Below are 19,428 nucleotides of genomic sequence, written 5' to 3' on the forward strand. Positions count from 1 at the left end.
TCACCGGGCCCACGCCCAGTTCGTGACGTTCCAGGTGATGGGCGCGTCCGCCCCGGTGGGCCGGAGGTTGCGCACGAGTGCCTTCCAGCCCACGTAGTCCGCCCGGAAGTAGAGGGGGATTACGGGCATCTCCTCCGCGTAGATCTCCTGGAACCGGCGCAGCATCCGTGCCCGCTGGCCCTCATCGAGCTCCTCGGGGACCGCGTGACAGAGACGGGTTGCTTCCTCGTGCTTCCAGCCCGGGTAGTTCTGACCGTGCGGCGGAAGGGTATCCCCCGTGAAGATCCCTTCACAGTCCGAGATGGGATTGAAGACCCAGGCGTACATGGCCATGTCGAACTTCCGGCTCGGAAGGGTCTCCCCGAAATACACCCGGGCCGGCTGGTTCTGGATGCGGATTTCCACCCCGATCTCCCGGAGCTGCTGCTGGATGATCTGTTGCACCGCCTCCCGGGTGCGGTTCCCCGCGGTGGTCATGAAGGTGAGGGAGAGCCGCTGGCCGTCCTTGACCAAGATCCCATCGGGACCGGGCCGATACCCCGCCTCCGCCAGCAGCTGCCGGGCCCGGGCGGGGTCATGAGGGTACTTCTTGAGGGTGGGGTTGTAGCCGTAGTGCTTGGGAGGGAAGGGGCCGTGGGAGATGGGCTGCTTACCTTCAAAGAGCTGCTGCACGATGAGCTCCCGGTTGATTCCGTATACCAGGGCCTGCCGTACCCGCTTGTCCCGCAGGTGGAAGTTGTCCACGTTGAGGTCAATGTGCTCCCACACGAGGCCCGGCTCCGCCCGGAGCATCCACTCCCGGCCGAGCCGTCCCTCGCGCTGCAGCCGCTTCTCTAGCTCCAGACCCTGGACGAAGGGCATAGCGGTCTCGTCGAACACATCCACGGTGCCCGCGAGCACATTGGCCACCTGGGTGTTCGTGTCCGGCACGAACCGGAACACAAGACGCCGGATCTGCGCCCGGGTGCCCCAGGATCCCCCTACCGCCTCGTAGGGGAACCGGTCCCACCGTTCCAGGGTGATGGAGGATCCCTTCCGCCACTCCACGATCCGGTAAGGCCCGGTCCCCACCGTCTGCTCGGAGGTGCCCCAGGCGTTCTGGGGGAGCTTGGTGGGATCCCGCTGGTAGGCGCTCGCAAGGAGGTGGCGCGGCAGGTAACCCACCCCGTTCACCGTGAGATTCGCAAACGCGTACTTCTTCTTCCACTGAACCACCAGGGTGTAGGGGTCCGGGGCCCGGATGTTCTCCACCCGCTCGGAGACGTCCCGGCCCGCGGAGGGAAAGCGCGGATTCAGGTTCACCCGCCACGCGAAGATGAAGTCCTCCGCGGTGAGGGGTCTGCCGTCCTGCCACCGCAGCCCCCGACGCAGCCTCCAGGTGACCTGCATCTTGTTGCCCGGAAGAAGCCTCCAATCCCCGTCCTTGAGGCTGGGTAGCTTCTGGACGGCCACGGGCTGCCACTTCCACTCGTCCGTCATCTCCACCACGGGGACGAAGAGCGGCGTGGCGACCATGGTCCCCACGAACATGGTGCAGCCGTCGCAGAACAGGATGCCGATGTTGGCGGGTTCCTGCTGGGTGCCTACCACTACCGTGTCCGGGGAGACCGCGGGCTGTACCGCGGGGGCCGCCAGGAGCAAGCCCGGCAGGGCGAGCAGCCCACCCACCAGCAGGATCCACCATCCCTTCCGCATGTGGGGTCCCTCCTCCCTCAGCTCACGTCCTCCTCGGAGGACTTCACGATGGATCGCAAAAAGGCCGCGTTGTTGGGGGTGCGACGCATCCGGTCCAGGATGAGCTCCGTCATGGCCACTGTATCCAACTGCTCCAGGGACTTGCGCAACACCCACACCTTCCGCAGCTCCTCCTCCGTTAGCAGCAGCTCCTCCCGCCGGGTCCCGGAGGCCTTGATGTCGATGGCGGGGAAGGTCCTGCGCTCCTGGAGCTTACGGCTGAGGTGCAGCTCCATGTTGCCAGTCCCCTTGAACTCCTCGTAGATGACGTCGTCCATGCGGCTGCCGGTGTCCACCAGGGCCGTGGCCACGATGGTGAGGCTCCCGCCCTCCTCGATCTTCCGGGCGGCTCCGAAAAACCGCTTGGGCCGGTGCAGAGCCGCGGGATCCAACCCCCCCGTGAGGGTCCGGCCGGAGGGGGGGATCACCAGGTTGTTGGCCCGGGCAAAGCGCGTAAGGCTGTCGAGGAGGATCACCACGTCGCGCTTCCCCTCCACCAGCCGCTTGGCCCGCTCCAGCACGAGATCCGCCACCTGGATGTGCTCCTCCGGGGGTCGGTCGAAGGTGCTGGCGATCACCTCCGCCTCCACGGACCGCCGCATGTCCGTGACCTCCTCCGGCCGCTCGTCGAGGAGGAGGACCATGAGGTAGACCTCGGGGTGGTTTGCCACGATGGCCTGTCCGATCTTCTTGAGGAAGGTAGTCTTCCCGGCCTTGGGAGGGGAGACGATCATGGCCCGCTGACCCTTGCCGATGGGCGCGAAGAGGTCCACCACCCGGGTGGTGAGGTCTCCCTGGTACTCCAGCTTGAAGCGCTCGTAGGGGAAGACGGGCGTGAGCTGATCGAAGGAGGGCCGGTTACGGGCCTGCTCGGGGTCCATACCGTTCACGGCTTCCACCCGGAGCAGTGCGTAGTACTTCTCGTTGTCCTTCGGGGGCCGCACCTGCCCCAACACCTCATCCCCTACCCGCAGCCCGAACCGCTTGATCTGGGAGGGGGAAACGTAGATGTCCTCCGGGCTGGGGAGGTACCCGTGGGTCCGCAGGAAGCCGTAGCCCTCTGCCATCACCTCCAAGACCCCGGAGCGGAACATCAGGCCCTGTCGCTCCGTCTGGACCTGGAGGATGCGCATGATGAGCTCCTGCTTCCGGTACCGTCGGTAGTTGGGGATGTTGAGCTCCCGGGCGATCTCCTGAAGCTCGCTCAGATTCTTCTGTCCGAGTTCCGCAAGGGAGAGTGCCAAGTGTGCTCCACCTCCGTTTCGCGGACGCACGTCAGCCACCGCGTCCTGGCTCGACGGAACGTCCTCTACCTTTTGACTCTCCGGATCCCAAAGGTTCCCCACCGCCGGAACCGCGCTCCTGACCCGAACAGGCTCCGCACCCGAACACCCTTTTCCGTGAGACGGTCAGGGTCCTTTCGCCTCGATGTACGTAACGTCGCCCACCTCCCCGAGGAGCAACAACGCCACCTCGTCTCCGGCCCTCAGATCCCGCAGTTCGGCGGGACGGTCGTTCCGGTAGACGGCCACGAGGGGGGCAACGCGGAAGCTGCGGATCGACGAGCCATCGGCGATCTGCAGGATCATGGGGCTGCCGCCCTGGATCGTGTGCAGCCGCCCCCGTACAAAATTATACCGGCCCAGGAGGTTCATGACAGCGTCCAGGGCCACCGCGGCGTCCAGGCGGGTGGCGGGGTCATTGGGCCGCACCCGCCCCTCCACGGGGCGCAGGATCCTCCGCTCCAATGCCAGGGCCACGTACCCCCGATGCTCCGGCCGGACTTCCCCCGCGTCTGACGCCTCGATGGGATTGCCACGCTTGCTCAATGCTTCCTGGTCCAGGCCCGCGGCCCGCGCCACCAGCTCCGCCATCTCCGCCCGGCTCAGCGGCGCCCGGGGTCGAAAGGTATTGTCCGGGTAGGCGGTGATGAACCCCTTTGTGAAGAAGACGGTGGCGGACATGGGGTTGGTTCGGGCGGTCACGACCCCGATGAGTTCGTACCGGCCCGGCGGGACCGGCCGGTCGTTCTGGTCCACCTGGTTCCACCCCGGGGTCTCCCCCAGGGTGATCTGTTGGTTGGGCTCTACCCTCATCCGGATGCCCTGGGTGGAGAAGGAGCGGCCCAGGGACCATCGCGCGACCTCCGCACCGTCCTGACGGCGCACCACGAAATCGTAGGTCTGCGCGGTTGGGAACTCCAGCTCCACCGCGCGGCCTCCTACGTTGCGTACCAGAAGTTTTAGGGGAATGGGTTCCCCGGGACCGTAGGTTCCCTTCGGGGTCTCCAGGATGACCTCCAAGGTCTGGTACCGGCGTACAGCTCGCAACCGGTCCACGGTCCCGGAGTTCGCCAGGGCAGCCAGCAGTCCCCTCGCCTCCCGGGGAATCTCCCCGAGATCCCGGTAATCCGGGAGGAGCCGGTCATCTGCCTCCTTGAGCCCCACCGCCCGGGCGAGGCTCAGGGCGAACTCCAACCGCGTGATCCGATCCGCGGGCCGGAACTGACGGTCCTGAGGGACCTCGAAGACACCCTTGGCCACGAGCTTCTCGACCATTCGAAGCTCAGGGCTTCCGGCCATGTCCGTGTACAGTTGGGCGGAAGCCACGGAGACGAGCATCCCGATCAGGGAAAGGCCTACCCACCACGGCGTGCGGCGATGCACGGGGTCCTCCTCCTCGGTACGCTCAGGGATCGTTACGGGATCTACGCTTCCCGGGCCTCCGTCCCGGCGGGCCTTCGCGGTGCCCGCAGGGCTTCCAGCTCCCGCTCCAGCTGCCGGATCCGTCCCTCCAGTTCCTCCACCTGTCCACAGAGGAGTACGAGCTCGGGATCCATAAGGGTTCCCGCCCGATGCCGCAGGAGGATCTGCCGCCCGATGGCCTTCAGTTGATCCCCCAGCTGGGCTCGGAGGGTGCCCAGCTCCAGTTGCGTCCGGGCCAGGCGAGCCCACCGTTCCGATTCCCGCGCCACCACGGTGACGCTCTCCCGTGCGGACCGGGCCAAGCGGTCGAGGAGGTCCCGAGCCATTACCATTTCACTGGGATTATACCACCCCTCCAGGGGATTTGTCGGGGACCCCAGGGTTTGCTACGATGGCCGCCGATGGTGGACCTGAAGGCACGGTTGGCCCGGGCGATCCGGGAGGCAGTGGCCTTCCTGGGGGTGGAGCCTCCAGAGGCCCCCGTGCAGCTCGTCCCCCCGGGGGTACTGGGGGATTACGGGACGCCCGTGGCCTTCCAGCTGGCGCGCCTGCTCCGCAGGCCTCCTTCCGCCATTGCGGAAGAACTCGTGGGCCGGATCGTCCCCCCGGAGGGCGTCCATCGCGTGATGGCGGTGGGCGGGTATGTGAACTTCGAGTGTGACGCCGCTTTCCTCGTGCGCGCGGCCACGGCTCCCCTCTCCCCCTTCCCCCCGCGGCCTGGGAAGGTGCTGGTGGAGCACACCGCGGTGAACCCCAACAAGGAACTGCACGTGGGGCATCTGCGCAACATCTGCCTGGGCGACGCCCTGAGCCGCATCCTCGCGTACGCGGGCCACGAGGTGGAGGTGGTCAACTACATCGACGACACGGGTCGGCAGGTGGCGGAGACCCTCTTCGCCCTCCACTACTACGGGCTGCGCTACGACGGATCCCAGAAGTACGACCACTGGGTGGGCGAGGCGTACGTGCGGCTCCACCGGGACCTCGAGGATCCGGCCCGCCAAGCGGAACTGGAGCCCGGAATCCGGGATCAACTGCACCGGCTGGAGGCGGGGGAGTTCCGGGGGGAGGTGGAGCGCATCCTCCGCGCGCAGCTCGCAACCATGTGGCGGCTGGGGGCGGAATACGACGTGCTGGTGTGGGAATCCGACCTCGTGCGGGCGGGCCTTCTCCGCCAGGCTCTGGCGCTGCTCAGCCGAAGCCCGCACGTCCATCGGCCCGCGGAGGGGAAATACGCGGGGGCTCTGGTGCTGGACACCTCCGCCTTCGTACAGGGCCTGGAGGATCCGTACCTGGTGCTGGTACGCTCGGATGGAACCGCCACCTACACCGCCAAGGACATCGCCCTCCAGTTCTGGAAGGTGGGGCTGCTGGGGGGACTCCGGTTTGCGCCCTTTGACCGCCAGCCCTCCGGGAAGCTCCTCTACACCTCCCACCCGGAGGGGGAGACGGAGGTGCCCTTCGGGGGGGCCCAGGAGACCATCAACGTGATCGACGTGCGGCAGAGCTATCCTCAGCTGGTGGTCCGGACCGCCCTCGCGGTGGTCGGGCACCCGGAGCTCGCGGAACGGTGTCATCACCTAGCCTACGAGACCGTGCTCCTGGAGGGCCGTCCCATCTCGGGTCGCAAGGGGCACACGGTCTCCGTGGACGAGGTCCTGGAGGAGGCGGTGACCCGTGCCCGGAGGATCATCGCGGAGAAGAACCCTGACCACCCGGATCCAAAGGCCGCGGCGGAGCAGGTGGGGGTGGGGGCCGTGCGGTTCGCGATGGTGAAGACGGAGCCCCGAAAGCAGATCGACTTCCGGTGGGAGCAGGCCCTCTCCTTCGAGGGGGACTCGGGCCCTTACGTACAGTACGCCCATGCCCGGGCGTGTGCTATCCTCCGCAGAGCCCAGGACGCCGGCCTCACGGAAGAGGCGGCAGACTTCGAGCAGGCCACGACCTACGAGCGGGAACTGGCAAAGGCCCTCCTGAACTTCCCCGAGGCGGTACAGAGCGCGGCCTCGGACCGTTCGCCGCATCCCCTCGCCCAGTACCTGCTGGACCTCGCGGCCGCGTGGAACGCCTACTACAACGCCCGTCATCCCGATGGAAGCCCTGCCACCCCCGTGCTCCAGGCCCCTCCTGGCCTGCGGGGCACCCGGCTGCAGCTCGTGCGCCAGGTCCGGGAGGTCCTCCGGACAGGCCTAACCCTGCTGGGCGTTCCCGCCCCTGAGGAGATGTAACCTCAGCGGGGAGGACGTTGGCCGAGCCGGGCCCGCAGCTGCAGACGCTGCCCTCCCCGGACCACGGTGACCGTGATCACATCGCCGATCCTGTGTCGGAGGATCTCCGCCTGCAGATCCGCCCCGTTCTCGATGCGGCGACCGTTGATCTCCACGATGATGTCCAGGGGACGGATCCCCGCGGCTTCCGCGCCGCTTGCGGGCACCACTTCCACCACCAGGGCTCCGTAGTCCACGGGCAGCCCGTACTGGGAGGCGATCTCCGGGGTGATGTCTTGGGTGGCCACGCCCAGAAAGGGCCGCTGGACGGACCCTGTGCGGATGAGCTGCTCCATCACGGTGCGGGCCACGGAGGAGGGAATGGCGAAGCCGATGCCCTGGGCCTGCGGGATGATGGCGGTGTTGATCCCGATGACCTGTCCTGCGCTGTTCACCAGCGCTCCGCCGCTGTTGCCGGGGTTGATGGCCGCGTCCGTCTGGATCATGTTGTCCAGGCGCACGCCGCTACCGGGATCGCTGATCTGACGGTTCAGGGCACTGATGACCCCCACGGTCACGGTACTCCCCAACCCAAAGGGGTTCCCGATGGCGATGGCCAGCTGCCCCACCCGCAGCCGGCTCGAATCCCCCAGCTCCGCAGCCGGTAGCCGCCGCCCCTGCGGGTTCACCTTGATCACCGCGAGATCCGAGGGGGGATCGGTTCCCACCACTCGGCCCTCCAGCTCCGTGCCGTCCAGGAGCTTCACCCGGATCTGCGTGGCGTTCGCGATTACGTGGTTGTTGGTAAGGATGTAGCCATCCGAGCTCACGATGACCCCGGAGCCCGCGCCCCGCTGGGGGAAGAGCTGACCGAAGAAGCCCTGGGCAAATCCCAGGGTGTTGATGTTCACCACGCTGGGCTGGACCTTCTCCACCACCTGGATGATGACGGATTCCTCCCGGACCACCCGGAGGGTACCGCTCACGGTCGGGGGGGAGGCAACCGGAGCGGGGAGGGCAGGTCTTCCTTCTACCAGACGCGGGACCACGTACCCGCCCGCCCCCCCGCTCAGGAAGGCGAGCAGAACAACGAGGGCCACCGCCCCCGCACTCAGCCCCCGGCGGGGAGGCAGGGAAGGTGCCACCGGTGGAGTCCCGTAGACCGGATCGCTAGAAGTGTCCATGGCCGCACCATCCACTCTGTCACGCGCTGAGCGCTCTTTCTCCCTCTCCATAATGTCACGTGGGCCGAGCCCTGTCATGTTCCCCGGATTGACCTCGGGACAGTTCAGGAAAATATTTATCCTAGCACACTCCAGCTCCCTGAAGGCGAAGTTGGACTGGAAAGGAGAACCGGGAATGGCCCAGACCCTGCAACTCCACGTAGAGGGTATGGACTGCGCGGAGTGCGTGCGAACCCTGGAGCAGGCTCTCGCCCAGCTCCCCGGCGTCCAGCAGGTGGAGGTCCTGCCGGCCGCGGAGAAGGTGGTGATCCGCTTCGATCCCCTTCGGCTGAATGAGGCCGCCGTCCGCAGGGCCGTGGAGGAAGCCGGATACGTGTGCAAGACGCGGGAGGGGGAACCACGGGACGGGATCTCCCTCCCCATCCTCGCCGTGTTCGGAGCCCTGGTAGGCCTCGTCGTCGCCCTCGTGGTGGGGGAACTCTCCGGGGTTTTCCAGATACTGGAACGCGGAATTCCCTGGCCCCTGTGGATCCTGGGGACCCTGGCCGCGGGATTTCCCGCCTTCCGGGCCGTGGTGCGGGCCACCCTGCGCCGCCGGATCACCGCCCACACCCTGATGACGGCAGGCGTGCTAGCCGCGGCCGCGGTGGGAGAGTGGGCCACCGGCTGCGTCCTCGCCCTGTTCATGCGCATCGGGGAAGCGGTGGAGCGGTTCACCGTCCATCACGCTCGAACGGCCCTCCGGGCCCTGGTCCGGCTCCGGCCCCAGATGAGCCGGGTGGTACGGGCGGGCCAGGAGGTGGAGGTTCCCGTGGAGGAGGTCCGGCCGGGGGAGATCGTGGTGGTGCGGCCCGGGGAGCGGATTCCTGTGGACGGCGTGGTGGTGGAGGGGCGTGCCACGGTGGACCAGAGCCCCCTCACCGGCGAGGCGGTACCGGTGGAGGTGGGGCCGGGGGATCGGGTGTTTGCAGCCACCATTGCCCTGCTGGGAAGCCTGCGCATCCAAGCCACCCGGGTAGGCTCAGACACCACCTTCGGACGCATCCTCCACCTGGTGGAGGAGGCCGAAACCCACCGACCGGAAGTCCAGCGGATCGCGGACCGCTTCAGCGCCTACTACCTGCCCGTGGTGGCCGCGGTAGGCCTGGGCACGTTGTTTCTGCGCCGGGACCCCCTGGCGATGGCCGCGGTATTCGCCGTGGCCTGCTCCTGTGCGTTTGCCCTCGCCACGCCCGTGGCCATCCTAGCGAGCATCGGGGCCGCCGCCCGGGGCGGCGTACTCATCAAGGGCGGGCGCGCTCTGGAGGCCCTGGCCCGGGCAGACGTGCTCCTCCTGGACAAGACCGGAACGCTTACCCGGGGGCGCCCGCGTCTTACGGACGTCGTCCCGCTGAACGGGTGGGAGGAGGTCCAGGTGCTGGCGCTGGCCGCCAGCGCGGAGCACGATTCCGAGCACCCCCTGGCCCAGGCTATCCGACGGCTCGCGCGGGAGCGGGGGCTTCCGGTACGTGCTCCAGAGGAGTTCCAGGCTCTCCCGGGGATCGGCGTGCGGGCCCGGCTGGACGGGCACGAGGTCTCCGTGTGCAATCCCCGGGTGATCTGGCATCCGGAGCTCCACAGGGAGGTGCAGCGCCTCGCGGAAGAGGGAAAGACCGTCCTGTGCGTCCTGCGCGACGGAGAACCCCTAGGGCTTCTAGCGGCCTCGGACGAACTCCGGCCGGAGGTCCCCGAAGCTCTTGCGGAGTTGCGGAAGTTGGGGTTCTCCAGCATGGAGCTGCTGACCGGTGACCGACCAGAGGCCGCCGCGGCGGTGGCCCGATCCCTCGGCATTCCCTACCGGGCCGGACTCCTCCCGGAGGACAAGATCGCGGTGGTGCGGGACTACCAGGCGCAGGGACATGTGGTGGTGATGGTTGGAGACGGGGTGAACGATGCCCCGGCCCTCGCGCAGGCGGATGTGGGGATCGCCATGGGGGGTGGGACGGATGTGGCGCTGGAGGCCGGACACCTCGTCCTCCTACGGAGTGACTGGCGGCTGGTACCGGAGGCCATCCGAATGGCCCGCCGCACGGTTCGGGTCATTCGTACAAACATCGCCTTCACCACCCTCTACAACCTTCTGGGCCTCTCCCTGGCCGCCCTCGGCTACCTCCCGCCCATCCTCGCCGCCGCGGCCCAGGTCTTTCCGGATGTGGGCATCCTCCTCAACAGCGCGCGACTGCTGCGGTCCCGCTAGCCCCTTGCCTGCAGAGTCTACGGATGTCAGGCTGACCACGGGACCTGCTATCCAGCACCGCCCCGCAGGGATGGGCGGTGCGGTATAAAGGGGGAGGCAGCATGTGGGATTGGATCCGGCGTCCGAAATACGAGGCGAGTCCTCGTCGGGACATCCCCGCCGGCCTGTGGGTGAAGTGTCCCGGGTGCAACCGGCCCATCTATCGCAAGGAGCTGGAACGCAACTTGAAGGTGTGCACCCGCTGCGGCCACCACCACCGTATGAGCGCGCCGGAGCGTCTGCGGCTGCTGGTGGACGAAGGATCCTTCGTGGAGTGGGACGCGGGCCTAGGATCCGTAGACCCCCTGGGCTTCCCCGGATACGCGGACCGCTACGAGGAGGCGGCCCGCCGGACGGGCCGACGGGAGGCCGTGATCTGCGGAGAGGGGACCATTCAGGGAATACGCTCGGCCTTGGCGGTGATGGACTTCGACTTCCTGGGTGGCAGCATGGGATCCGCGGTGGGCGAGAAGATTGCCCGCACCTTCGAGCGAGCCACAGAGCGCGGGATTCCCGTGGTCACCTGCAGCGCCAGCGGTGGGGCCCGCATGCAGGAGGGGACTCTCTCCCTGGTGCAGATGGCGAAGACCTGTGCCGCGGTGGCACGCCTGCACGAGGCAGGCCTTCCCTTCGTCTCCATCCTCTGCGATCCCACCACGGGCGGGGTAGCGGCCTCCTTCGCCCTCCTCGGGGACGTGCACGTGGCGGAACCAGGGGCTCTCATCGGGTTCGCGGGCCAGCGGGTCATCGAGCAGACCATGCGCCAGAAGCTCCCGGAAGGGTTCCAGACCGCTGAGTTCCTGCTGCAGCACGGGATGGTGGACCTCATCGTACCCCGCCCCCAACTGAAGGAGACCGTGGCCCAGATCCTGCGGCTGCTGGGGTGCAGGGCGGAGGCAACCGCGGATGAGCGTGCCCCCATCGGTTGAGCCCCGCCCCTCTCCCTGGGAAATCGTGCAGCTGGCACGACATCCCCAGCGGCCCAAGCTGGACGACTACCTGGAGGCCCTGTTCACCGAGGTCACGGAGCTGCACGGAGACCGTCTCTTTGGAGACGACCCCGCCCTGTTCTGCGGCCTCGCCCGGTTCGAGGGGGAACCCGTGGTGGTGATCGGGCACCGCAAGGGTCGGCAGACCAAGGAGAACCTGGAGCGCCGCTGGGGGATGCCAAACCCTGAGGGTTTCCGCAAGGCGGTGCGGGTCATGCGCCTGGCGGAGAAGCGCAAGCTCCCGGTCCTCTCCTTCGTGGACACCCCCGCCGCCTATCCTGGCATCGAGGCGGAGGAACGGGGCCAGGCGGAGGCCATCGCCCGTGCCATCCTCACCATGGCCCGACTGCGCACCCCCATCGCGGTGGTGATCACGGGCGAGGGCGGGAGCGGAGGGGCCTTGGGCATCGCAGTGGGCGATCGGATCCTCATGATGGCGTATTCCGTCTACTCCGTGATCCCACCGGAAGGGTGCGCCGCCATCCTCTGGCGGGACGCGGCGCGGAAGGAGGAAGCCGCGGACGCCTTGAAGCTCACCGCGTGGGATCTGCAGCAGCTCGGCGTGGTGGACGAGGTGATCCCGGAACCTCCAGGCGGCGCCCACGAGGATCTCCCCCGGACCTTCGCCGCGGTCCGGGAGGCCCTCCGTCGCACCCTGCAGATCCTGCGGGCCACCCCCGTTGACGAGCTGCTGGCGAGAAGGTACGCGAAGTACCGGAGCCTGGGCCGGTTTGCGGAGGAGACGGATGAACCGTGAGGATGCCCTGAACGTGGAGGAGATCCGGGAGCTCGTGCGCATCGTGAGCGAAGCGGACATCGCGGAGCTGGAGATCGAGACGGGCAGCCTGCGGGTGGCCATCCGCAAGGGCCGCGGGAACAGCGCTCCCCCTCCGCCTCCCACCGTCTCCTCCCAGACCCACTCCCCCGCGGAGACCACGCCCGAACTTCCGACCCCGAGGTGGATCCCCGTCACGGCCCCCATGGTGGGCACCTTCTACCGGGCGCCGGCCCCGGACGCCCCGCCCTTCGTGAATGAGGGGGACCGGGTGACCGCGGGCCAGACGGTGTGCCTCATCGAGGCCATGAAGATGTTCAACGAGATCCCCGCGGAGGTAGCAGGCCGGGTGATGCGCATCCTCGTGGAGAACGGTACCCCCGTGGAGTATGGGCAGCCCCTCATGCTCATCGAACCTGAGACCGAAACCTGAACGGGTCCGCGAACGGAGGAGTCCCCGTGTTCCGGAAGATCCTCGTGGCGAACCGGGGGGAGATCGCGGTGCGCATCATCCGAACGTGCCGGGAGATGGGGATCCGCACCGTGGCCGTTTACTCCGAGGCGGACCGGGATTGTCTCCACGTGCGGCTCGCGGACGAGGCCTTCTGCATCGGTCCACCGCCCGCGGCGGAGAGCTACTTGAACATCCCCAACATCCTCAGCACCGCGGAGGTCACGGGCGCGGAGGCCATCCACCCCGGATACGGGTTTCTGGCGGAGAACCCCCACTTCGCGGAGATCTGCCGGGACGCCGGAATCGCCTTCATCGGCCCCAGCCCGGAGGCCATGGAGGCCATGGGGAACAAGGCCCGGGCCCGGGAGATCGCGCAGAAGGCGGGAATTCCCGTGGTTCCCGGAAGCCAGGGTCCCATCCGTACCCTGGAGGAGGCCTTCGCGGTGGCGGACCGCATCGGATACCCCCTCCTCATCAAGGCCTCCGCGGGTGGGGGAGGACGCGGCATGCGGGTGGTGCACTCCCGGGAGGAGCTGGGGCGGGCCATGGCCCTGGCCCAGAGAGAGGCGGAGACGGCTTTCGGCTCCGGGGAAGTGTACCTTGAGAAGTACCTGGAGGAGCCCCGACACATCGAGGTACAGATCCTGGCGGACACCCGGGGCAACGTGGTGCACCTGGGGGAGCGGGAGTGCAGCATCCAGCGCCGGCACCAGAAACTGCTGGAGGAAGCCCCGGCCCCGGGCCTCTCCCCGCGCCTGCGCAGCAACCTCCATCGAGCCGCGGTGCGCCTCGCGCAGGCGATCCGCTACACCAGTGCGGGAACCGTGGAGTTCCTGGTGGACCGGGAGGAGAACTTCTACTTCATGGAGATGAACACCCGCATCCAGGTGGAGCATCCCGTCACAGAGATGATCACGGGCCTGGATCTGGTACGGGAACAGATCCGGATCGCCGGGGGGGAACGGCTGAGCTTCTCCCAGCGGGACGTGGAGTTCCGGGGGCACGCCATGGAGTGCCGCATCAACGCAGAGGATCCGGCCCACGATTTCCGCCCGAGTCCCGGTCCCGTGCGCGGGCTCGTCCTTCCCGGAGGTCCCGGCATCCGGGTGGACACCCACGTCTATGCGGGCTACACCATTCCGCCGTATTATGATTCCCTGGTGGCAAAGGTGATCGCGTGGGGACGGGACCGGACGGAGACCATCGCCCGAATGGATCGGGCCCTGCGGGAGTTCGAGATCGTGGGCATTCGGACCACCATCCCCTTCCACCGGCTCCTCCTAGAGAACGCCTTCTTCCGCCGGGGCGAGGTGTACACGAACTTCGTCCAGCGTCGGATGGATCTCAGCGCTCTCTCCCGGTAAGGGCCGGTGGACGGGGAAGGAGGCGGGGACATGGAGCGGGTCGAGGAACGGGTGGCTCTGGAGCGGATGCTGGACTGGTACCGCCGGATGGTGTTCGTACGGCGGTTCGAGGAGCAGACGGAACGCAGCTTCCGGCGGGGGAGGATCGGTGGCTACCTTCATGTGTACATCGGTCAGGAGGCGGTGGCCACGGGGTTTCTGGACGCCATCCGGGAGGACGACATCTTCTTCGCCAGCTACCGAGACCACGCCCATGCCCTCCTGCGGGGAACGGACCCCCGGGCCGTGATGGCGGAGCTCTACGGCAAGGTCACGGGGGTGGCGAAGGGGAAGGGCGGCTCCATGCATCTCGTGGACGTCCCGCGGGGCTTCTACGGCGGCTACGGGATCGTAGGAGGCCACCTGCCGCTTGCGGTGGGCGCCGCCTATGCCCTCCGCTACCAGGGGACGGACCGGGTCTGCCTGTGCTTTTTCGGGGATGGGGCCATGAACTCCGGCGCCTTCCATGAGGCCGCGAACCTAGCGGGACTGTGGGGCAAGGAAGGGATGTGTCCCGTGGTCTTCGTGGTCGAGAACAACCAGTACGGCATGGGCACCTCCGTGGATCGAGCCTCCGCGGTGCCGGACCTCGCCCGGCGTTTCGACGCCTACGCCATCCCCAACGAACGGTGCGACGGCATGGACGTGGTGGTGGTGTACGAGGTGGCCCGACGGGTGGTGGAGGAGGTACGGCGCACCGGACGCCCGTACGCGGTGGAGGCTGTGACCTACCGGTTCAGCGGTCACGGGGCCGCGGATCTTTTCCAGAGCTACCGCACCAAGGAGGAGGTGGAGCGCTGGCGGCAGCGGGATCCCCTCCTCCTGCTGGAGCGACGGCTGCGGGAACGCGGCGCCCTGGACGACGCCATGAAGGCGGAGATCTACGCGTGGGCGGAGGAGCTGGTGGAGGACGCCGTGGCCTTTGCGGAGCAAAGCCCGGAACCTCCGCCGGAGGAGTTGTACACCGACGTGTACGGAGCGGACCCGTGACGGAGATGACCTACCGGGAGGCCATCCGGTCCACCCTCATCGAGGAGATGGATCGCGATCCCGCGGTGCTGGTGCTGGGGGAGGATATCGGGGTCTACGGGGGCACCTTCCGGATCACGGAGGGCCTTTTGAGCCGGTACGGCCCCCGCCGGGTGATGGACACGCCCATCAGCGAACTGGGATTCATCGGGGCCGCCATTGGCATGGCCATGCTGGGCCTGCGACCCGTGGTGGAGGTGATGACCTGGAACTTCAGCCTCCCCGCCGCAGACCAGATCCTCCAGAACGCGGCGAAGGTCCGGTACTTCTCCGGTGGACAGCTACGGGCGCCGGTGGTGATCCGGGGGCCCAACGGGGCTGGGGTGCAGCTTTCGGCCCAGCACTCCCAGTCCTTCGAGTCCTTCTACGGCCACTTCCCGGGGCTGAAGGTGGTGACCCCGGCCACGCCCGCGGATGCCAAGGGCCTGCTACGGGCTGCCATCCGGGGAGAGGATCCGGTGATCTTCCTGGAGCACGCGGCCCTCTACGGCATCCGGGGGGAAGTCCCCGAGGGGGACTACACGGTGCCCTTCGGGAAGGCCTCGGTGGTGCGGCCCGGGCACCACGTGACCGTGGTGAGCTACAGCCGCATGCTGCACCTGGCGCTCTCGGCCGCCGAACGGCTAAGCCGGGAGGGAATCGAGTGCGAGGTGATTGACCTCCGTTCCCTCCGACCCCTGGACATGGACACCGTGGCGGCCTCCGTACGCAAAACCCACCGAGCGGTTGTGGTGCAGGAACAATGGCGGCTCTATGGGGCCGCGGCAGAGATCTCCGCGCAGATCTACGAGCGGTGCTTCGACGACCTGGATGCCCCCGTAGAGCGGGTCACGGGCGAGGACGTCCCCGCACCGTACGCCCGAAACCTGGAGCTTTTGACGTTCCCCGACGAGCAGAAGATCATGGAAGCGGTGCGGCAGGTCACCGTCTGAGGAGCGGAGATGGCGGAAGTCATCATGCCGAAGATGGGCGACGCCATGGTCACGGGGAAGATCCTGGCCTGGCGCAAGAGGCACGGCGAACGGGTGGAGAAGGGGGAGCCGCTGCTGGAGATCGAGACGGACAAGGTGAACGTGGAGGTGGAGGCGGAAAGCAGCGGGGTGCTTCACATCCTGGCCCGGGAAGGGGAGGTGGTCCCCGTGGGCCAGGTGATCGCCTACATCAACGGAACTGAGACCGTAGCGCCCCCACAGCCGCCCACGGAGGCACGGCCTCCCGCTCCCGAGGCGAAGGCCGTGGAAGCCGCGGAGGCGGAACGGGTGAAGGCTTCCCCTCTTGCCCGGAGGCTCGCGGCCCAATATGGCATCGACCTCACGAAGGTCCGCGGAACGGGCCCCGGTGGACGTATCGTGGAGCGGGACATCCAGACCTACCTGGCCCAGCTCCGGCCCCCACAGGCTCCCCCAAGTCCCACGGCTCCACCCGGGGCGGAGTACGAGGATCTGGAGTTGCCGCGGATGCGGCAGGCGATTGCCCGCACCGTGGTTCTCAGCAAGCAGACCATTCCCCACTTCTACGTGACCGCGGAGGCGGACCTCTCCCGGGCCTTGGAGCTGCGCCGACAGCTGGAGGAGGCCCTGGGAGAGGACGGCCGGGTCACCGTGAACGACCTGGTCCTCAAGGCCACGGTCCTCGCCCTGCGCAGGCATCCGGAACTCCGGAGCCAGATCCTGGACGACCGCACCCTCCGACGGTTCTCCAGCGTCCACCTGGGCATTCTCGTGGCGACACCGGACGGACTCGTAAACCCCGTGCTGCGGGACGCGGATGGGCTGACTCTCCTGCAGCTGGCCCGGGAGGCCCGACGGCTCATCGAAGGAGCCCGGGGCGGGCGTCTGCGGCAGGAGGAGTACACGGGCGCGGTGTTCTCCGTAAGTAACCTGGGCATGTACGACGTGGTCAACTTTGCGGCCATTATCCCCCCCCACCAGGCCGGGATCCTGGCGGTGGGGCGAGCCCAGGAGCGACCCGTGGTCCGTGAGGGGCGGGTGGAGGTGCGGCCCGTGGTCTCCTTAACCGTCTCCGTGGACCACCGGATCACGGACGGGGTCGGGGCCGCGGAGTTCCTGATGGACCTCAAGCACCTGCTGGAGCACCCCCTCCTCCTCCTGGCGGAGTAGGCTTCAGCTCCTGAAGGGTCCGCTCGTATACCCCCAGGTCCCTCTCGCTCCACAGGACCATGCGTACCAGATCAAACCTCCCTGGGTTTTGCTCCAGGAACGCCAGGATGGTGCGCAGGGCCACCCGGGCCGCCCGCTCGATGGGGAACCCATACGCCCCTGTGCTGATGGAGGGGAAGGCCACGGCGCGCAGGCCCCGATCCAGTGCCAGCTGTAGGCTGTTGCGGTACGCCCGGGCGAGGGTCTCGTCCTCCCCGGCCCCCCCACCCTGCCACACGGGTCCCACCGTGTGGATCACGAACCTGGCGGGGAGGTTCCCGCCCGTGGTGATCACCGCCTCCCCCGGCGGGAGGCGGTGGCCGGGAAGGCTCTGTGCAATGCGCCTGCACTCCTCCAAGATGGCGGGACCGCCCGCCCGGTGGATGGCGCCGTCCACCCCGCCCCCACCCATGAGGGTGGGGTTGGCCGCGTTCACGATGGCGTCCACCGTCTGCTGGGTGATATCGCCCTGCACCAGTTCCACCCGGGTTCCGCCCACCACGATCTCCATACACACCTCCCCCCGTCACTCCGCCTTCTGAAGTGCCACGTACGCGGCGCCGAGCAGGCCCGCACCTTCCCCCAGGGCCGCGGCCAGGATGCGGGCAGCCCGGAAGGGTGCCTCGAACGCTGCTTCCCGCGCCGCCCGCACGAGGGGACCCTCCACTAGGTCCCAGGATCGCGCCACCCCGCCACCAATGACCACCACCTCCGGATTCAGGAGGTTCAGCATGCTCCCCACCGCGAGCCCCATCATCCAACTGGCCCGTTCCAGCACCCGCCGCGCCAGCGGATCCCCTCCCCGCGCCGCCTCCGCGACCTCCCGCGCGGTGATCTCCTCCACCGCTGCCAGTCCGCTGGGCTCTCCCCGGGCGAGGGCTTCCCGCGCCGCGCGGGCGATGGCCCGTCCTCCCGCGATCCCCTCCAGATGCCCCCGCCGGCCACAGGGGCAGAGGGGGCCCAGGGGATCCACGGTGACGTGTCCGATCTCGCCCGCGGTGTCCGAGGCACCCCGATAGATGCGGCCGTCTACGATCAGTCCCCCGCCGATCCCCGTGCTCCACGTGATGTACAACACGTGCCGGGCTCCCCGGGCTGCCCCCCGCCACCACTCCCCCACCGCCGCGGCGTTCGCGTCGTTCTCGAGGGTCACCGCAAGCCCCAGCCGCTCCTCCAGAAGGGCTCGCAGGGGAACCTCCTGCCAGCCCGGGAGGTTGGGCGGGGCGTGCACGATCCCTTCCGTCACGCTCAGGGGCCCCGGAACTCCCACCCCCATGCGTCGCGGCATCTCCCGCGTCCGGGGGCGGAGCTCCTCCACAAGCCGCGCGATGGCCTCCACCACGGCCTTCGGACCTTCCTGGGGCGTGCGCACCCGCAGGGTGGCCACCAGCTCCCCCGTGGAGTCCACGAGACCCACCCGGAGGTTTGTGGCCCCCAGATCCACCGTCCAGATCCACTCCTCCACGCGGTTCCTCCTCCACGCCAAGCCTACCGTAACTCCCGTCCGGGTGCGGAAGGAGTTCTCGACCCCTGCATGCAATCCTCTCTGGTGGGATCCCGAACAGGGGAGGGAGGGTATGACCGCCGTGGGCGTGTACGGGACTGCGATCCTCCTCGTGGCCATCTGGCTGCTGTGGAGCTCCGTAAAGATCGTGCGGGAGTACCAGCGGCTGGTGGTGTTCCGGCTGGGCCGGAGCATCGGCCGCCGGGGCCCGGGAGTGGTGTTCCTCATTCCCTTCGTGGACCGGGCTATGTGGGTGGATCTCCGGGAGGCATTCCTGGAGATCCCCTCCCAGACCTGCATCACCAAGGACAACGCGCCCATTAACATCGACTTCCTCATCTACTGGAAGGTGGTGGATCCGGAATCCTCCGTGATCCAGGTACAGGACTTCGCGGGTGCCGCCCGAGGCATCGCCACCACCACCCTGCGGGCCGTGATCGGGGACATCCTCCTGGACGATGTGCTGGCCCGGCGGGAGCAGATTAACCAGGTGCTGCGGGCCAAGCTGGATGAGGTAACCGAGCGGTGGGGGGTGAAGGTGACCGCGGTGGAGATCCGGGAGATCCTCCCGCCCCGGGAGGTCCAGGAGGCCATGACCCGCCAGATGAGCGCGGAGCGGAACCGCCGGGCCGTGGTTACGGAGGCGGACGGCAAGCGGGAGGCGGCCATCAAGGTGGCGGAGGGCGAAAAGCAGGCGGCCATCCTGCGGGCGGAGGGCGATCGGCAGGCAGCTATCCTGCGGGCGGAGGGATTCGCGCTCGCGTTGGACAAGATCTTCAGTGTGGCTCGCAACGTGGATGCCAACACCATGGCCCTCCAGTACCTGGAGACCCTAAAGGCCCTGGGCGCTAGTCCCGCTACCAAGTTCGTCTTTCCGCTGGAGTTCACGCGTCTGGTGGCGCCCTTTGCAGACCTAGCTCGAGGATCTGACGCTAGCCGGCAGGGATGATCCAGATCGAGGCGGAACCAGCGACTTCCCCAACTCCGTAGCGTAGGTCAGGAGACGTGTC

At 68.0% G+C, this 19,428-nt stretch carries 16 protein-coding genes and 1 pseudogene; 10 read left to right on the forward strand and 7 right to left on the reverse strand.

Annotated elements, in window-relative coordinates:
* From N0A24_05815 to N0A24_05830, 4 genes are all read right to left on the reverse strand, one after another.
* Nucleotides 1-1,695, reverse strand: a complete 1,695-nt coding sequence (locus N0A24_05815) for a peptide ABC transporter substrate-binding protein (GenBank protein MCS7172904.1) — start codon at nt 1,693-1,695, stop codon at nt 1-3.
* A 17-nt stretch (nt 1,696-1,712) separates the two neighbouring features.
* On the reverse strand, nt 1,713-2,978 hold the full coding sequence (gene rho / locus N0A24_05820) for a transcription termination factor Rho (GenBank protein MCS7172905.1): 1,266 nt from the start codon (nt 2,976-2,978) through the stop codon (nt 1,713-1,715).
* Between the two features lie 165 nt (nt 2,979-3,143).
* Complete coding sequence (locus N0A24_05825) at nt 3,144-4,400, reverse strand: S-layer homology domain-containing protein (GenBank protein ID MCS7172906.1); 1,257 nt, start codon at nt 4,398-4,400, stop codon at nt 3,144-3,146.
* Between the two features lie 41 nt (nt 4,401-4,441).
* Entirely contained in the window at nt 4,442-4,765 is a 324-nt protein-coding gene (locus tag N0A24_05830; protein ID MCS7172907.1) for a hypothetical protein, read from the reverse strand.
* Nucleotides 4,766-4,840: 75 nt separating this feature from the next.
* On the opposite strand from N0A24_05830, the gene N0A24_05835 reads away from it, so the two are divergent.
* Nucleotides 4,841-6,667: an arginine--tRNA ligase gene (locus N0A24_05835; GenBank protein MCS7172908.1), complete on the forward strand. Its 1,827-nt coding sequence runs from the start codon at nt 4,841-4,843 to the stop codon at nt 6,665-6,667.
* Nucleotides 6,668-6,669: 2 nt separating this feature from the next.
* Here N0A24_05835 and N0A24_05840 read toward each other — a convergent pair whose 3' ends face one another.
* Complete coding sequence (locus N0A24_05840) at nt 6,670-7,830, reverse strand: trypsin-like peptidase domain-containing protein (GenBank protein ID MCS7172909.1); 1,161 nt, start codon at nt 7,828-7,830, stop codon at nt 6,670-6,672.
* Nucleotides 7,831-8,005: 175 nt separating this feature from the next.
* Between N0A24_05840 and N0A24_05845 the strand changes: the two genes are divergently transcribed.
* The 8 genes and pseudogenes from N0A24_05845 (at nt 8,006) to N0A24_05880 (ending at nt 16,875) form a co-directional block, all read left to right on the forward strand.
* Complete coding sequence (locus N0A24_05845) at nt 8,006-10,066, forward strand: cation-translocating P-type ATPase (GenBank protein MCS7172910.1); 2,061 nt, start codon at nt 8,006-8,008, stop codon at nt 10,064-10,066.
* Between the two features lie 101 nt (nt 10,067-10,167).
* The gene (gene accD, locus N0A24_05850) at nt 10,168-11,034 is read left to right on the forward strand and encodes an acetyl-CoA carboxylase, carboxyltransferase subunit beta (protein MCS7172911.1); all 867 of its coding nucleotides are present in this window, start codon (nt 10,168-10,170) and stop codon (nt 11,032-11,034) included.
* A gap of 10 nt (nt 11,035-11,044) precedes the next feature.
* Nucleotides 11,045-11,851, forward strand: a pseudogene (locus N0A24_05855) (acetyl-CoA carboxylase carboxyltransferase subunit alpha).
* Nucleotides 11,841-12,302 (forward strand): acetyl-CoA carboxylase biotin carboxyl carrier protein, encoded by a 462-nt coding sequence (gene accB / locus N0A24_05860; GenBank protein ID MCS7172912.1) that lies wholly within the window; start codon nt 11,841-11,843, stop codon nt 12,300-12,302. The pseudogene N0A24_05855 and the gene accB overlap by 11 nt, the downstream one beginning before the upstream one ends.
* Nucleotides 12,303-12,328: 26 nt before the next feature.
* Nucleotides 12,329-13,687 carry an acetyl-CoA carboxylase biotin carboxylase subunit gene (gene accC / locus N0A24_05865; GenBank protein ID MCS7172913.1) on the forward strand — a complete coding sequence of 453 codons (1,359 nt, stop codon included), beginning with the start codon at nt 12,329-12,331 and terminating at the stop codon, nt 13,685-13,687.
* A 30-nt stretch (nt 13,688-13,717) separates the two neighbouring features.
* A complete protein-coding gene (pdhA, locus tag N0A24_05870) occupies nt 13,718-14,716 on the forward strand; it encodes a pyruvate dehydrogenase (acetyl-transferring) E1 component subunit alpha (GenBank protein ID MCS7172914.1) in 999 nt (332 codons plus the stop codon).
* Entirely contained in the window at nt 14,713-15,687 is a 975-nt protein-coding gene (locus N0A24_05875; protein MCS7172915.1) for an alpha-ketoacid dehydrogenase subunit beta, read from the forward strand. The genes pdhA and N0A24_05875 overlap by 4 nt, the downstream gene beginning before the upstream one ends.
* 9 nt (nt 15,688-15,696) lie before the next feature.
* Nucleotides 15,697-16,875 (forward strand): 2-oxo acid dehydrogenase subunit E2, encoded by a 1,179-nt coding sequence (locus N0A24_05880; GenBank protein ID MCS7172916.1) that lies wholly within the window; start codon nt 15,697-15,699, stop codon nt 16,873-16,875.
* Here the strand turns inward: N0A24_05880 and N0A24_05885 are convergent.
* Together N0A24_05885 and N0A24_05890 are read right to left on the reverse strand one after the other, a co-directional pair.
* Complete coding sequence (locus N0A24_05885; protein ID MCS7172917.1) at nt 16,832-17,425, reverse strand: O-acetyl-ADP-ribose deacetylase; 594 nt, start codon at nt 17,423-17,425, stop codon at nt 16,832-16,834. The genes N0A24_05880 and N0A24_05885 overlap by 44 nt on opposite strands.
* A gap of 15 nt (nt 17,426-17,440) precedes the next feature.
* Nucleotides 17,441-18,379 (reverse strand): ROK family protein, encoded by a 939-nt coding sequence (locus N0A24_05890; protein ID MCS7172918.1) that lies wholly within the window; start codon nt 18,377-18,379, stop codon nt 17,441-17,443.
* Nucleotides 18,380-18,491: 112 nt separating this feature from the next.
* Here N0A24_05890 and N0A24_05895 point away from each other — a divergent pair, with 112 nt between their 5' ends.
* Nucleotides 18,492-19,367, forward strand: coding sequence for an SPFH/Band 7/PHB domain protein (locus N0A24_05895; protein ID MCS7172919.1), 876 nt, complete (start codon nt 18,492-18,494; stop codon nt 19,365-19,367).
* Nucleotides 19,368-19,428 lie beyond the last annotated feature (61 nt).

The sequence above is a fragment of the Armatimonadota bacterium genome, assembly GCA_025059775.1.
GTDB lineage: Bacteria > Sysuimicrobiota > Sysuimicrobiia > Sysuimicrobiales > Sysuimicrobiaceae > Sysuimicrobium.

Coding starts and splice junctions, on each gene's coding strand:
- N0A24_05815 (MCS7172904.1), bottom strand. CDS start 1,695: ATGCGGAAGGGATGGTGGATCCTGCTGGTGGGTGGGCTGCTCGCCCTG.
- N0A24_05830 (MCS7172907.1), bottom strand. CDS start 4,765: ATGGCTCGGGACCTCCTCGACCGCTTGGCCCGGTCCGCACGGGAGAGC.
- N0A24_05835 (MCS7172908.1), top strand. CDS start 4,841: ATGGTGGACCTGAAGGCACGGTTGGCCCGGGCGATCCGGGAGGCAGTG.
- N0A24_05840 (MCS7172909.1), bottom strand. CDS start 7,830: ATGGACACTTCTAGCGATCCGGTCTACGGGACTCCACCGGTGGCACCT.
- N0A24_05845 (MCS7172910.1), top strand. CDS start 8,006: ATGGCCCAGACCCTGCAACTCCACGTAGAGGGTATGGACTGCGCGGAG.
- accD (MCS7172911.1), top strand. CDS start 10,168: ATGTGGGATTGGATCCGGCGTCCGAAATACGAGGCGAGTCCTCGTCGG.
- accB (MCS7172912.1), top strand. CDS start 11,841: ATGAACCGTGAGGATGCCCTGAACGTGGAGGAGATCCGGGAGCTCGTG.
- pdhA (MCS7172914.1), top strand. CDS start 13,718: ATGGAGCGGGTCGAGGAACGGGTGGCTCTGGAGCGGATGCTGGACTGG.
- N0A24_05880 (MCS7172916.1), top strand. CDS start 15,697: ATGGCGGAAGTCATCATGCCGAAGATGGGCGACGCCATGGTCACGGGG.
- N0A24_05885 (MCS7172917.1), bottom strand. CDS start 17,425: ATGGAGATCGTGGTGGGCGGAACCCGGGTGGAACTGGTGCAGGGCGAT.
- N0A24_05895 (MCS7172919.1), top strand. CDS start 18,492: ATGACCGCCGTGGGCGTGTACGGGACTGCGATCCTCCTCGTGGCCATC.